At 49.3% G+C, this 15181-nt stretch carries 7 protein-coding genes, 1 pseudogene and 1 riboswitch; all 8 genes and pseudogenes read left to right on the top strand.

Features of this window, described 5'->3' with window-relative positions:
• Positions 1 to 30: 30 nt before the first annotated feature.
• The 8 genes and pseudogenes from FRZ06_14015 (at position 31) to FRZ06_13980 (ending at position 15116) form a co-directional block, all read left to right on the top strand.
• Positions 31 to 210, top strand: coding sequence for a hypothetical protein (locus tag FRZ06_14015; GenBank protein QOX65941.1), 180 nt, complete (start codon positions 31 to 33; stop codon positions 208 to 210).
• Positions 207 to 5828 carry a choice-of-anchor D domain-containing protein gene (locus FRZ06_14010; GenBank protein QOX64378.1) on the top strand — a complete coding sequence of 1874 codons (5622 nt, stop codon included), beginning with the start codon at positions 207 to 209 and terminating at the stop codon, positions 5826 to 5828. Before FRZ06_14015 ends, FRZ06_14010 begins: the two co-directional genes overlap by 4 nt.
• A gap of 12 nt (positions 5829 to 5840) precedes the next feature.
• Positions 5841 to 5929: riboswitch (cyclic di-GMP riboswitch) on the top strand.
• Positions 5930 to 6326: 397 nt separating this feature from the next.
• Positions 6327 to 6817, top strand: a pseudogene (locus tag FRZ06_14005) (RNA polymerase subunit sigma-24).
• A 742-nt stretch (positions 6818 to 7559) separates the two neighbouring features.
• Entirely contained in the window at positions 7560 to 9590 is a 2031-nt protein-coding gene (locus FRZ06_14000) for an ATP-dependent DNA helicase (protein QOX65940.1), read from the top strand.
• Between the two features lie 185 nt (positions 9591 to 9775).
• The gene (locus tag FRZ06_13995) at positions 9776 to 10000 is read left to right on the top strand and encodes a hypothetical protein (protein QOX65939.1); all 225 of its coding nucleotides are present in this window, start codon (positions 9776 to 9778) and stop codon (positions 9998 to 10000) included.
• Between the two features lie 172 nt (positions 10001 to 10172).
• Entirely contained in the window at positions 10173 to 11840 is a 1668-nt protein-coding gene (locus tag FRZ06_13990; GenBank protein QOX64377.1) for a recombinase family protein, read from the top strand.
• Position 11841: 1 nt separating this feature from the next.
• On the top strand, positions 11842 to 13518 hold the full coding sequence (locus FRZ06_13985) for a recombinase (protein QOX64376.1): 1677 nt from the start codon (positions 11842 to 11844) through the stop codon (positions 13516 to 13518).
• Positions 13515 to 15116 carry a recombinase family protein gene (locus FRZ06_13980; GenBank protein ID QOX64375.1) on the top strand — a complete coding sequence of 534 codons (1602 nt, stop codon included), beginning with the start codon at positions 13515 to 13517 and terminating at the stop codon, positions 15114 to 15116. The genes FRZ06_13985 and FRZ06_13980 overlap by 4 nt, the downstream gene beginning before the upstream one ends.
• Positions 15117 to 15181 lie beyond the last annotated feature (65 nt).

Here is a 15181-nt window from a genome sequence, read left to right as displayed (position 1 = left end):
CAACCTGTCTATGCGGAAGGGGGACATGACATGACTTACGCCTGCGAGGACTGCGGCTTTTTATTCTGCCGGGCGGGAGCGGTAAAGGAATGCCCTTCCTGCGAGAAACCCCATATTCGCTCCGCCACTGAGGAAGAAGCCGATAGGCTACAGAAACTTTTGGAACAAGGAAACACAAATTTACAAATCAAGGAGGAACAGACCTTATGAACAATCGACTATTAAGTATGTTTCTTGCGCTGTGCATGATTGTGACCATGCTGCCGGTATCGGCAATGGCGGAAGAAATCCATACGACCATTGGCGGGAGCGGAGAAATTATCAGCTTTGCGCCGCTTGCAGAAACAGAAAAAGCGGTATTACTCGGAACATCCATTGAAGATTTAGAATTGCCCGAAACATTGACCGCCACGGTACGGACAGCCGTATCTATCGGGGAGGATGCCGTGCTGGATTCCGGCAGCCCGGAAACGGCAACCCCCGCAACGACAACGGAACCCGAATGGGTGGAAAACACCGTGGAGATTCCAGTGACATGGGTTTCACTCGACTATGACATGAATACCGAGGGCGAATATGTTTTTACACCAGTGGTTGAGAGCTACACGGTAAGGGCCCCTCTGCCGGAGATTGTTGTGACTGTGGGTGAAATGCCGCCAATCGCGGCGGCACTTGGGTTGGTTACTCCCATGTCTGCCACCAATTACGGCATATGGGTTGGCGGCGTGGAGGTGACCAGTGCGAACAAAGCGGATGTGCTTGGCACAGCAGATGGCGATGGCGCAACCGTCACCTATGACCCAGATACCTCTACCCTTACTCTTGACAATGCGACCATCAACACAGCGCATGATGCAGTGTGGATAGACTCTGTTACCCAAGGCAAATACGGCATATATGCGACGGAAGACCTTAATATTAATATGGTTGGTGATAGCACAATCCTGGGGCAAAATTATACAAACAACGCCAGCTTGGGCATTTATACAGGTGGCGATTTGGTGATTAAAGGAAACGGCAGCCTCAATGTCAGTGGCGGCACAGGAAAGGTTAGCTCTGGCATATACAGTCGTGGAAATATTACAATTGAAGGCGGAGAGATTACGGCTACCAGTGCAGCGGCAGATAATATCTCCGTTGCAATAGTCTCCATAAGTGGGGTAACGATTTCCGATGGCGTAGTAACCGCAACCGGCTCTGCGGCAGGAATAATGGGTGCAGTATCCATCACGGGTGGCGATGTGACAGTCCAAAGTGATACGCAGGCACTGAACGGCAGCTTAACAACTTCGGGCTATGAGGGATGCTCCATTACTGCAAGCACCAATAAGAGCGGGGATGGTGCAGATACGTATAATGCGGCGAATCTCGCAACCTACAAATACATCAAGGTTGAGCCGGGCGCAACACCGCCTGTGTTTTCGGAGGTTGGCGACCGCACAGCTCTCCAGTCTGCCATAACCAGTGCGGCAGGCGATTTGAATTTGAAGCTTTCCGATAGTTATAGCGACACTGGGACAATCACGATTCCCAGCACTTGTAACTATAACATCACCATTGACCTAAACGGAAAAACGCTTAACGGCGGCTCTGGTTCTGCCATCTCACACGAAGGCAGCGGTACGCTGACCATTACCGACAGTAAGGGCGGCGGCATGGTGACAAGTAAAACGGCAATTGGGACGATTCGTGCAGGAAATCACAGCACCGTGAACATTTCCGGCGGAACGGTGAGCGCGACAGGTAGTAGCGGTTATGCGATTTATAGTGCCAACACAACCTTAAATATTTCCGGCGGAACGGTAAGCGCGACAGGTAGTAACAGTTATGCGATTTTTAGCTCTAACGAGTTCGCCCAATTGAACATATCAGGCGGCACGATAAGCGCCGTCAACGGTACTGCTATTTACTTCACAAACACTACTATTTCAACTGAAGAAACTGTTGTTATTCAAGGCGGCACGAAAGCAATGGTATTTGCGCCGACGTTGAGCAGCGGCGTGCAGGGCGGGGCGAGCACGAGTTATGACGGGGGCGGTTCGGTCGCTTATGTCGCAGGAAATATTGCAACCTACAAATACTTAAAGTTTGGGTCTGACGTCATATCGCCTGTGCTTTCATCAGAGAGCGTAAACCGCACAAGCGACACAGCGGCTACAATCGGCTTTACCACCGACAAGGCGGGTACGGCGTATTACCTTGTTGTGAACAGCGACGCAACCGCTCCCACGAGCGCGGAGGTAAAAGCGGGTACTTCTCTCGGTTCCGTAAGCGGAACAGTGACGGGCAAAGCCGTTACTCTGACGGCGGGGGCAAAAGATATTTATGTGGTCGTGGAGGATTCGGCGGGTAATATCAGCACCCCATTAAAAATTTCGGTGGCAGCGTATGTCGCACCTGACACCACCGCCCCCACAGTTACTTCGGTATCGGTGCCGCCAGAGGGAGACTATTCGAACGGACACACTTTGGACTTCACGGTAAATTTTGACGAGAATGTGACTGTAGACACAATAAACGGCACACCGTATATCGCGCTGACGGTTGGTTCAATGACAAAGCAGACCGTTTATGTCAGTGGCAGCGGCACAAAAAATCTAGTCTTTCGGTATACGGTGAATGTGGGCGACAGCGACAGCGACGGCGTCAGCATTGGCTCCCTAATCCTCAACGGCGGCACCATTCAAGATGCAGCAGGAAACAATGCGAATTTGACGCTCAATGACGTAAACAGCACGGCCGGGATACGGGTAAATCCCCTGGTAGCTCCTTCCATCACCGGTCAGCCATCCCCTCAGACGGTGAACGAAGGGCAGTCGGCTACCTTCTCGGTTACAGCGACCGGGACGGGTTTAACCTACCAGTGGCAGGTTAACACTGGCAGCAGCTTTGCATACATCACGAACGGTGGAGTATACAGCGGAGCCAATACGACGACGCTGACTATCACCGGGGTAACCGCAGGGATGAGCGGCTATCAATACCGCGCCATCGTCAGTGGCACGGTAGCGCCTGTTGCTACCTCAAATTTAGCCACGCTAACGGTAAACGCTGCGCCCAGCTACACCATTACAGCCAGTCCGACCAGCAAGGATTTTGGTTCGCTGAAAGTGGGCTACAGTGCCCCAGCAGCGCAGACCGTGACCATCACAAACACTGGAAATACCAACGTAACGCTGACCCAGCCTACCAGCACCAACTACACCATCGGAACACTTAGCGACACAACACTGGCGGCAGGCGGTACGGCTACCTTTACCGTTGCACCGAAGGTCGGTCTTGCGATGGGGAATTACAATGAAACCCTGACCGTAAGCACCGACCACAGTACCAATGCTACGGTGGAATTGAGTTTTGCAGTGACGGCGGTTCCTACTTACACCATCACAGCGAATCCGACCAGCAAGGCTTTTGGTTCACTAGCAGTGGGTTACAGCGTCCCGGCAGCACAGACTGTCACCATCACAAACACCGGAAACTCCAGCGTGACGCTGACCCAGCCGACCAGCACCAACTACACCATCGGCACACTCAGCGACACAACACTGGCGGCAAACGGTACGGCTACCTTTACCGTTGCTCCGAAAGTCGGTCTTGCAGTGGGGAATTATAATGAAACGCTGACCGTAAGCACCAACCACAGTACCAGTACTACAGTGGAATTGAGCTTTACTGTAACGGCGGCATCGACCTACACCATCACAGCCAATCCGACCACCAAGGATTTTGGTTCGCTGTCAGTGGGCTACAGCGCTCCGGCAGCTCAGACTGTCACCATCACAAATACCGGAAACTCCAGCGTGACGCTGACCCAGCCGACTAGCACCAACTATACCATCGGCACACTCAGTACCACCACACTGGCGGCAAACGGCACGGCTACCTTTACCGTTGCACCGAAAGCTGGTCTTGCAGTGGGTAATTATAATGAAACGCTGACCGTAAGCACCAACCAAAGCACCAATGCTACGGTAGAACTGAGTTTCTCTGTAACGGCGGTTCCGAACTACACCGTCACCTTCAACCCGAACGGCGGCACAGTCAGTGAAACAACGCGCTCGGTTGCACCCGGTACAGCGGTAGGGGCACTCCCGACACCGACACGTTCCGGCAGTTACAGCTTTGACGGCTGGTACACGGCGGCAAGCGGCGGAACTCAAATCTCCGCAAGCACAACCGTCAGTGCCAATGTGACCTACTATGCCCATTGGACTTACACCGGCGGCGGTGGCTCTGGAAGTGGCGGCGGAAGCTCCTCAAACGACAACAGCAGCCCTGTCATCGTCACCCCACCCGCACCGGATAAGCCGAACTCCCCCACACAGGGAGAAATCAAGGTTCCCGGCACTGTGGACGACAAGGGCAACATCACAGTGAACATCACTGGCAAAACTGTGACCGATGCCTTTGACAAGGCACTGGCGGATGCCAAGAAAAACGGTAATGAGCAAAACGGAATCACGGTGATCCTCCGTGTTGATACCGGCAGCAAGACCGGCTCTCATGTTACGGTCAATCTGCCTAAGACCGTGCAGGATACCATCATTGCGAAGAAAATTGTCAACACCATTGTGGTGGTGGATAATCCCGACATCCGAATCGGTATGGACTTAACGACCGTGCAGGAAATCAACAAACAGGCAAAATCGGATGTCAATATCACCGCCACCCGTGGGGACAGTAGCAAGCTGACCGGTGATGCGAAAAAAGCCATTGGCAGCCGCCCGGTATTTGACCTCAAGGTGAACTACGGTAACGACAAGGCAGTTAGCAGCTTCGGCGCAGGCAGCGTATCGGTAACCATCCCATATACCCTCGGCGCAAATGAAAAGGCCGGGAATGTGCAGGCGGTCTATGTGGATGCCAAGGGTAAGGTACACTGGCTCACAAACTCGGTCTATGACAGTGTGGAACAGGTACTGCGCTTCAGCACCCACCATTTTTCCACCTATGGCATCGGCTACAAGCAGCCGAGTACCGCATTTACAGACATTGCGGCTCACTGGGCAAAGGAAGATATTGAGTTTGTGGTGAGCCGTGGATTGTTTAGCGGCACTTCCAACACTACCTTCAGCCCGAACACGGCCATGACAAGAGGAATGTTGGTTACCGCCCTTGGACGACTGGCAAATGCCGATGTGAGCAGCTACGCAAAGAGCAGCTTCACCGATGTGAAAAGCGACACTTACTACATGGGCTACATTGAGTGGGCAAGCAAAAACAATATTGTAAACGGGGTTGGAAATGGAAAGTTTGCCCCGGATCAGTCCATCACCCGTGAGCAGATGGCGGTTATTATGAGCAACTATGCCAAGACCATCGGCTTTACATTACCGAAGGTCCATGAAGAAAATACCTTTGCCGACAGCACCAGAACCAGCGCCTACGCCAAAGATGCAGTAAAGCAGATGCAGATGGCAGGCGTGATCAGCGGCAAGAACGGCAATCTCTTTGATCCACAGGGTACAGCTACCCGCGCCGAGGTTTCGGCAGTGCTGCGCCGCTTTGTAGAGCTGGCGATTTCTAGCGATACCATGCAAGGTTGGACAAGGAATGACTCTGGCCAGTGGATGTACTTCAAGGATGGCAAACCCCTCACCGGCAAGCAGGACATCGACGGGGCGACCTATACCTTTGACCAGTACGGCGTGACAGCGGATGTGCCGAAGAATTTGCGGTACACCACCTACACCGTGCAAAAGGGCGATAGCTTCTGGAGCATATTCCGCAAGCTGGGCTGCCCCATGAGCGAGCTAGAACGACTGAACAACAAGAGCCGGTTTTCTCTCATCCTCCCCGGCGATGTACTCAGAGTACCAGAGAAGTAAAACAACAAATCAATAAGCTATGGGCAAACCCGGCAAAAGCCTGGGACGCAAAGCCGAGGGTCTAAGGTGTTTTAGGACGCTATGATAGTCTGGCTGCTGACAGTTAAGCAAAGCCTGCCCTTCATACCCAGAGGGCAGGCTTTTGCGGCTTTTAATGGATGCTTTGGACTTCGTGATACCGGCTTTCGCTATGGCTATGGCGAGAGAGGTATCCATATGAAGATATTCCGCTTTTATCCCTTTTCGGGGTGTAAATAGAGAAAGAACAATTTATAAGCATCCCAATTCAAACCTACAATTTAATAGTGTAAACCTAAAAAAGTTAGCATTTTGCCAAGGGCGAAGTGCTGACTTATTTTTTTCGACAAATTTCCTATTTGTTTTACAAATTATACCATATTCGGGGTCGTGTAGTAATATTTCGACCAACCCACGTTGCCGTTCCCCACCCTCCGATCTGTTTTCGCATTTCGCAAAGCAGATCGGAGGAAAAGGAACATGAAGAATTATAAAGACAGTGATTATGCCCTAAATAAATTCAGCGAGGGCATTGTATATAAGTTGCAGACCGTATTGTAGAAATCACACTGGAGGACTACCTTGCAGAGAACCCCGGCAAGACAGCACAAGACTTTTTGGAACTGAAAGCCTTGTCGGATGAAATTTATCATCAGCAAGTCACACATGAAAATCGGACAAGCCGTTTGGACGTGAGCATCAATGGGCTGGAGGAAACAGAGCAGCTTGCCGCACCACCCCTTGATTTGGACTTGATACATAAAAGCGATACCACAAAAGCTATGCAAGCTGCAGAGCGACTTCTGGACAGTGGAAAATTGACAGAAATCCAGCGACGCCGCTTTATTCTGCATTTCTTCCAAGGCTTGTCTACCCGGCAAATAGCAAGGATGGAGTCTGTTAAGCAACATTCGGTTTGGATGAGCTTACAGTGGTCCTCAAAAAAACTAAAAATATTTTTTGATGAATGATGTGTCACCCCCCTGTTTTTTTGACATTGGGTGAAAGGATTTTCCAATTTCCTTTCGCCTGAACATTGAAAACAGAATATGGGTGTGATGGGTACATCACCGGCAGGGAGAGCGACACGCCGGGACACGCCAAGACGAGGGCAATGCCCTCCGAGCGATTATGTCTGCGGCAGTTACGTCCTGTGGTGGGACGGATTGCGACGATCCCTGTCGGTTATCATGGTACTTCTACTTTGAACGCTTCACCGCATTGAGTAGCCCGGCAGACGGCCGGGAAAACGCATCACCCTCGTTTGAGATAGAACGAGGGGCGGCTTTTATGGAGTCCGGCAACACCAGCCGGATCGCCTGTCACACCTTTGCTTTGATATAAAAATCTATCGTGCTCTATCGGAGCGATAGAAACCATGCGGCGGAACAGGTTTTTTGAGTCATCAAACTTTCAACCTCTTTCCTGATTCCGCCGCATTCTTGTGTCGCTCCTTTAGGCAAGCAAAGGAGGCAAAACGATATGAATCAACCTGTCTATATGGCAGATATTCAAAATAAGATTTATGAAGCAGGCTTAATCCGGCAAGAGGAACGCATTGTGCTGACAGCCGAAAATTGTGTGCTTTTAGAATACTACACCGGAAAAACATACAGCTACCGCATGGTGGAACTTACCACCTTAAAGGCAAAGCGACTCTTTTCCAAAGCGGCACCGCTGAATGAAAGCGGATACCAAAAGGCGATGGAAAAAATGCTTTCACAGGCAGGATCGGAACCGGAAAATACCTTTTCCATCAAGCCTGTTGCGAGAGCAAAAAATCTTCTGGCACACATTTTTTCAAACATCCTGCCGGAACATGGTATGGACTTTCGGGAAAATCAGGCGGCGCTTGCATTGGAAATGCTGGAGTCTTTACAGGAAAATAGGCTGGCGCTCTGCGAGGCCGAGGTGGGTACAGGCAAAACCCATGCCTACATCCTGGCCGTAACGGTCCACAACCTGTTCAGCAACAATAAACTGCCGACCATTATCTCTACTTCCACCATTGCTCTGCAAAAGGCACTGACAGAAGAATATATCCCTCAAATTTCCGATATTCTGATGGAACACCGCATCATTGACAAGCCCCTGTCCTTTGTGGTTCGCAAGGGGAAGTCCCATTATGCCTGCGACAGCCGGGTAAAGGGGTATCGTTCCTCCATTGCACACAATGACCGCCATGAGGACAAGGAGCTGCTTTCTGTCCTGACCGGGCTTTTTACCGGAGCCTGCCCCCTTGATTTGGATAAGCTCCCATTAACGGACTATGTGAAATCCTGCATCAATGTGGAGCGCTGCCATCTGAACTGCCCGTTGTCCTCTGTCTGCCGATACCGTGACTTTATCCGAAAGGCACAGTCCCTTGGCTATGACTTTCAGATTGCCAACCACAACCTTGTGCTGGCGGATGTCCTTGGCAGGAAGAATGGGAGAAGGTCCTTGTTCCCTCCCCGTGGCGTGGTGATTTTTGACGAGGCGCACAAGCTCCTTGATGCCGCAAGGCAGATGTACGGTATGACAATGGAAAACGTGGAGCTGGAACGACTGGTGGCAAGCATTTACCATGCCATAGGTTCAGGCAATCCCGATAAGGCCGAGATCGTCAGACTGTGTGAAACCATGCAGGAACAAAATGCCCTGCTCTTTGAAGCCCTGCGGTATGCCGCAGGCACAAGCTATGATAAAAACTGCTATGCCGTACAGATTGACTTAAACTGCATACGAGCTTTGAAAACACTGATGGTTGTGCTGCGCAGGCTGTCGGTGCTTTTTTATACGACCGCCCGTGAGAAAAGGGATCGGTATGACCGGTTGGTGAATCGCATGGAGCAGCAGGAAACCAAGCTATCCATCCTGTTTCATCATGCCAATTCTATTCTTTGGCTGGAAATAACCGGGGCAACGGCCTACCGGGTCTGCGCCCTGCCAAAGCAGCTTGATTTCCTATTATCGGAGGATATTTGGCAGGAAGAAATTCCTTATATCCTGACCTCCGGCACGCTCTCTGTGGGGGGAGATTTTTCGCATTTCAAGCGAAACAGCGGGATTATACTGGCAGAGAAACGCCGTATTTTTGAAACCAGCAAGGCATCTCCCTTTGATTACCCGAACCATGCCCTGCTGTATTTGCCGCAGGATATGCCGCTGCCTTCAGACAAAGACAGCGGTTATTTTCAGGCGGTGGTCAACCGGCTGGTGGAACTGATTGAAGCCACCCATGGGCATACCCTCATTCTGTTTACTTCTTACCGCATGATGGAGCAGGCATATGACGAGCTGTGCGGACGAATTTCCGCATTTCCCCTGTTCCGCATGGGCAAAGGCCGTCTGGACGCCCTCGATGCCTTTCGCAGAAGCGGAAACGGCATCCTCTGTGCCAGTGACAGCGCCGGAGAGGGCATTGACCTTGCCGGGGATATTTTATCTTCCCTCATTGTGGTACGGCTGCCGTTTCCGGCTCCCGATCCGGTGCTGGAATATGAAAAGACCCTGTATACTGACTTCTATGGCTATCTGAACGAAGTCATTGTGCCGGGTATGCTCATCAAGCTGCGCCAGTGGTTTGGCCGGGGCATCCGCAGGGAAACAGACACCTGTGTTTTCTCTATCCTCGACAGTCGGGCGGGCAGACGCTACCGGAACGACATACTGGCGGCCCTGCCAGATATGCCGGTTACGCACCAGCTTTGCGATGTGAACCGCTTTATTGCGGCCAAGAAGTCGGGCGCCTACTTTGATTGAGTGGGCGCCCGTCTTTTCTCCAAGAAAAAGGACGGAGCCTATTCATCGCTTTTTTCCCTCGGCTGTCACCTGACAAGCTGGCCCAGAATACACTGTATCAGGGCGGTAAGGCAGGGAGCCTTATCGCCCTGCGCCCCGAAAGGAGTGATTGGGTGGACTCATTACCAAACATAGACTTTGAAGCTATGAAAAATATAGACATCCGAACAATCAACCCGGATACTCTGGTTGACATTAACGATACAAAAGTCAATGCGAAACTGCCCATAGAGGAACGGATACTGGACTTTATCCAACAGATTAAAAATCCATATTGCTACAAGTGCGGAAAAGTAGTAGTCAAAATCAGCTTTAATGATAGCGGCGCCACGCTGGAGGATAGGATGGAAAGTTTTTTGAGGATGATGTGATATGGGTGGTTTGCTTCGGGCAGAGCCTGATCGTGTGGGTTCGGATATATGGCAATATTGTCTGGACGCATCCTGAAAGGGGTGCTATAATTATACATGGACTAATATTAGCGGACGCCCATTGATTAGGTCAGGTTTTGCTTCTTGACTTTTTCAATCGGGAGGTTTCGTTATGCCATTAAATAAGGATACAATCATATACAATGCTGTGGACTATTTGCGCCTGTCTAAAGAAGATGGCGATAAAGCAGAAAGTGACAGCATTGCCAATCAAAGAGATTTAATAACCAATTTTGTGAAGTCAATGCCCGAAATCCGCCTCTGTTCGGAAAGAATAGATGACGGATTTAGTGGTGTTGACTTTAATCGTCCTGCCTTTAACTTGATGATGGAGGACGTAAGAGCCGGACGGATCAACTGCATCATAGTTAAAGACCTGTCCCGTTTCGGCAGAAACTACATCGAGGCAGGGCGATATATTGAACGGATATTTCCGTTCTTAGGCGTGCGTTTCATTGCCATCAACGACGGCTACGACAGTGCAAAGGAAAAATCTCCGTCAGACGATATTATCATCCCTTTTAAGAACCTCGTCAACGATGCGTATTGCAGGGACATCTCCGTTAAAATCAGGAGCCAGCTTGATGTAAAGCGCAAGAATGGCGAATTCATCGGCTCCTTTGCCGTCTACGGTTACATGAAATCAGTGGAGAATAAAAATCAACTCGTGATAGACCCCTATGCGGCAAAGATTGTGCGGGATATTTTTGCATGGAAGCTGGACGGACTCAGCCAGCAAGGGATAGCCGACAGGCTGAATGAGATCAGCGAGCCGTCCCCCATGGAATATAAACGCTTTTCAGGGCTTAACTTTGCCACCAGCTTTCAGGTAAACCCCAAGGCAAAGTGGACTGCTGTGGCGGTTGGTCGTATTTTGAAAAACCCTATCTATGCAGGGCATCTTGTGCAGGGTAAGGAAAGCACTCCAAACTACAAGATTAAGCAGCGGTTTATGAAACCGGAGGATAAATGGATTCGGGTGGAAAACACCCATGAGCCTATTATCCCCCAAGAAATTTTTGACACAGTAAACCGTGTGCTGGCGCAGGACACCCGTATCGCTCCAGACGGAGAAGTTGTCTATCCGTTTTCCGGCTTGCTTTTTTGTGCCGACTGTAAAAGCGGTATGGTACGAAAGATTGTACCCGCAGGCGGTAAGAAGTACGCCTACTATTATTGTTCAAAGAATAAAGCCGGGGATGGCTGTACCACCCACTGCATCAGTGAAAAGGTACTGGAAAAGGCAGTTCTAAAAACACTTCAAAATCATATTGCTTCTATTCTTGATATCGAACGGATTCTCTCGTTTATCGACACTCTTCCTATGCAGCAGGAGGAAATCCGAAAGATTGACACCCAACTGCTGATGAAACAGGAGGAAATCGAAAAGTATAAAAACCTCAAAGTGTCTATCTATGAGGACTTGAAAAGCGGTATCATAGATGCCGACGAGTACAGAGAGTTCAAAGAAATCTATGGTAGAAAGTGCGAGGAAGCGGAAAAAGCTGCCGGACGGCTGAAACAGGATATTGCCCTGATCCTTGCGGGTAAGGGAGCCAACAGCGTTTGGATTGAAGCCTTTAAGAAGAATCGGAACATCACAGAGCTATCCCGAAAGGTAGTTGTTTCCCTAATCGAATGGGTCAATATCTACTCCGGCAGTCGGGTGGAAATCCGATTCCGCTATCAGTATGAATATGAAAGAGCTTTACGCTTTGCCGAGAACGCAAAAGACCTGATTGCAACAGCTTCACCGGCTCCCATAAAGGGGGTGGTGTGAAATGGCGAGAACAAGCAGAAAGCAAATAGATAATCTTGCCCAGGTCCCCATTGAAAAGATATGGAACACCTGTATTTATGGGCGGCTTTCAGAGGAAGATGAGCGAAAAAAAGAAAGTGATTCTATCGGCAATCAAATTTCCATGTTGGAACGCTACATCGCGGTAAGGCCGTACCTGAAGCTCATATCCATTTTTAAGGATGTCAATCAGACAGGAACGAATTTCGACCGTCCCGGCTTTAATGAAATGATGGATGCCATCAAGAGCGGAAAAATCAACTGCATTGTGGTCAAAGACCTGTCCCGTTTCGGCAGAAACTACATTGAAACCGGAACTTATCTTGAAAAAATACTGCCATTCTTTCATGTTCGCTTTATCTCCGTAAATGATGCCTATGACAGTCTGAATGCCAGCAGTCAGGATGACGGGTATGCCATTCCTCTGAAAAACCTGATCCATGATGTGTATGCCAGAGATATATCAAAAAAGATAAAGTCGGGGCTTGCAGTCAAGAGAAGCAGAGGGGAATTTACCGGCTGTGTCGCAGCCTACGGCTATCAAAAAGCGGATAACGGCAGATTGGTAATTGACGAAGAAACCGCACCGGTTGTCAGGGATATTTTTAAGTGGGCGAGTAATGGTATGGGCGATATGCGTATCGCTCAAAAACTCAATGAGTTGGGCATTCCCTCCCCAAGTCAGTATCGCTATGAAAAGGGCATCTTGAAAAGTGAGCGTTATGCCAATGTGCGGTATTGGTATAAAAGCGCCGTCCGCAGGATTTTGATCAACCCGGTTTACCTCGGACATATGGTGCAAGGAAAATCAAAATCTGACCTATGGGGTAAGGGTGGTAGTATGGAGCAACCACAGGATCAGTGGGTAGAAATAAAGAACACCCATGAACCCTTGGTTGATGAAAAAACCTTTTCGACGGTACGGTGCATCAAGCAGGAACGGGAGTCCAGTGAGAGAAAACAAGTGGAACCGCAACGGTCGAATATCTTGAAAGGACTTGTGTTCTGTGGTGATTGCAAACGGAGCATGAAATGGCGTAAAATGCCCAAATCAAAGGGTCCAGCACTCTATTACTTTAGCTGTGCCACCTATGAGGACATAGCCAAAAATGACTGTGTCAAAAAGCGAATGGACGAACCGGACTTACTCTCTGTTCTCTATACGGCTATCCGCAAGCAGATTGACCTTGCCGTTGATATAGACCGAATGGTGTCTAAGCTCAATGCAAAGGAAGGATTCTGCCAGCACCAAAGCGAGGTTGACGCAGAAATAACCGAAACTGAAAAGAAGCTGTCCAGACTGTCCATGCTCAGAAGCTCTTTGTATGAGGACTATCAGGAAAAGCTCCTTGATGAAGCGGAATATCTCTTTACAAAAGCAAAGTACGAGAAAGATGTCACCCTTTTGCGCAGCCGACTTGATGAACTATCCAGTCAAAAGTACAGGCTTAATACCATGCTGACACCTCAAAATCCGTGGCTCACAGCCTTGAAGAAATTCAAGAGGAACAAAGCGATAACGGGAGAAATGATTTCCGAGCTGGTAGAACGGGTGGAAATATTCAGCGATCAAAGCGTGTCCATCTGCTTTCGGTATCGGGATGAATTTGAAAGTTTGCTCGGCTTCATTGAGGTGGAGAGTGAGGTGAGGGTTTCGTGAGTATCAAGAAAATCCTTGCCGAGTATATCCGGCTATCTCAAGAGGACGAGAACGAGGGCGAAAGTAACAGCATCATTAACCAGCGGGAGCTTCTGAACGCCTTTGTGAAAAGCTCTCCAGACCTCTCACAGTATGAAGTGGTTGAGTTTTGCGATGACGGTTACAGCGGTACGAATTTTGACCGTCCGGGCGTGAAAGCCTTGCTAGAAGAAGTGCGTGCTGGAAACATTCAGTGTATCATTGTCAAAGACCTATCCCGTTTCGGAAGAAACTACATTGATATTGGAGATTATTTGGAGCAGATATTCCCCTTTTTAGGGGTACGCTTTATCTCTGTAAACGACCGTTTTGACAGTAATGATTTTGACGGCACGACCGGCGGGCTTGATGTGGGTTTCAGGAACTTGATTTATTCCCTTTACAGCAAAGACCTGTCACAAAAGGTACGGAGTGCAAAGAAAACCCGCATGGAGAAAGGCGAATTTATCGGCAGCCATGCTCCTTATGGCTATGCAAAGTCGCCGGAAAACCGCAAGAAACTTGTGATTGATGAAAAGGCTGCCGCCGTTGTCAGGCGTATCTTTGCGATGGCAGATGAGGGTAAAAACGCCGTGCAAATTGCCAATGTTCTGAACGCAGAAAACATTCCTACACCATATGTCTATAAGCGGCTTATGGGCTGTGACCGCAAATACAATGTGGTTGGGAATACAAACCACTGGATGAACACAACCGTCCTGACCATTATCCGTGACGAACGCTACACCGGGAAAATGGTAAGCGGAAAAAATCGCAGTCCTTTTGTCGGGAGTAAGCACGGTAAGCGCATTCCCAAAAGTGAGTGGATTGTTGTACCCAATACCCATGAAGCCATTGTTTCGGAAGAACTGTTTGCTTCGGTGCAGGAGCGTTTCTCTGCCCCTGCGAGGATAAGGACAGAACCGACTGAAATCAGACCGCTGATGGGTAAAGTGAAATGTGGGGTTTGTCGGCACGTTATGAGAAGGAGCAATAGTCCCTCCGATACGGCGTATTATTATTGTGAAAGTCACCAGTATGTAGCTGACAGCGACTGCACCAAAGACAGGATTTCCGAAAGCGGCTTGATACAGACTGTTTTATCTGTGATACATACGCAGATGGAGGTCATGCTTGATATGGCACGGCTTTTGGACAGAGTGAAAACGCAAAGCCATCAAGATATGACTGCCCTGACAGAGCAGATCAGGCAGTTACAATCCATCCTTTCCAAACTGAGAGCATCCAAAGTTAAGGCATATGAAAAATACAAGGATGGGACTTTGGACAAGGACAGCTACATAAGCCGAAAAGCCGATATTGGCAAGCAGATTGCGGAAACAGAATCCCAAATCGTTGAACTTGAAACGGCACTGCAAAGCTGTTATCAGGAAAACGGACAGCCGGTTTCCATTATTGAGAGCTTCAAACGATATGAGGGAATTACGGAGCTTTCAAAAGAAATGGCAGATGAACTAATCGACAGCATCTATATCTACGGAAGTGAAGCGATTGAAATTGTATGGAACCATATGGATGAGTATATGAGGCTTGTCCAGTATGTCCAAAAAGGAGTGTGAGTAGATGAAAACAGATAATAAAAAGAGTGTTCCGAGGAACGCTTGGACGATTTTGGGGATGTAGA

It is taken from the genome of Clostridiales bacterium, assembly GCA_015243575.1.
Classification (GTDB): Bacteria; Bacillota; Clostridia; order Peptostreptococcales; family Anaerovoracaceae; genus Anoxybacterium; species Anoxybacterium hadale.
The sequence above is the reverse complement of the archived record's forward strand: the minus strand, read 5'-3'. Positions and strand labels throughout refer to the sequence as shown.

What these genes read in the sequence shown, in the direction of transcription:
- FRZ06_14015 (QOX65941.1), top strand. Translation starts at nt 31, where the DNA reads ATGACTTACGCCTGCGAGGACTGCGGCTTTTTATTCTGCCGGGCGGGA.
- FRZ06_14010 (QOX64378.1), top strand. Translation starts at nt 207, where the DNA reads ATGAACAATCGACTATTAAGTATGTTTCTTGCGCTGTGCATGATTGTG.
- FRZ06_14000 (QOX65940.1), top strand. Translation starts at nt 7,560, where the DNA reads ATGCTTTCACAGGCAGGATCGGAACCGGAAAATACCTTTTCCATCAAG.
- FRZ06_13995 (QOX65939.1), top strand. Translation starts at nt 9,776, where the DNA reads ATGAAAAATATAGACATCCGAACAATCAACCCGGATACTCTGGTTGAC.
- FRZ06_13990 (QOX64377.1), top strand. Translation starts at nt 10,173, where the DNA reads ATGCCATTAAATAAGGATACAATCATATACAATGCTGTGGACTATTTG.
- FRZ06_13985 (QOX64376.1), top strand. Translation starts at nt 11,842, where the DNA reads ATGGCGAGAACAAGCAGAAAGCAAATAGATAATCTTGCCCAGGTCCCC.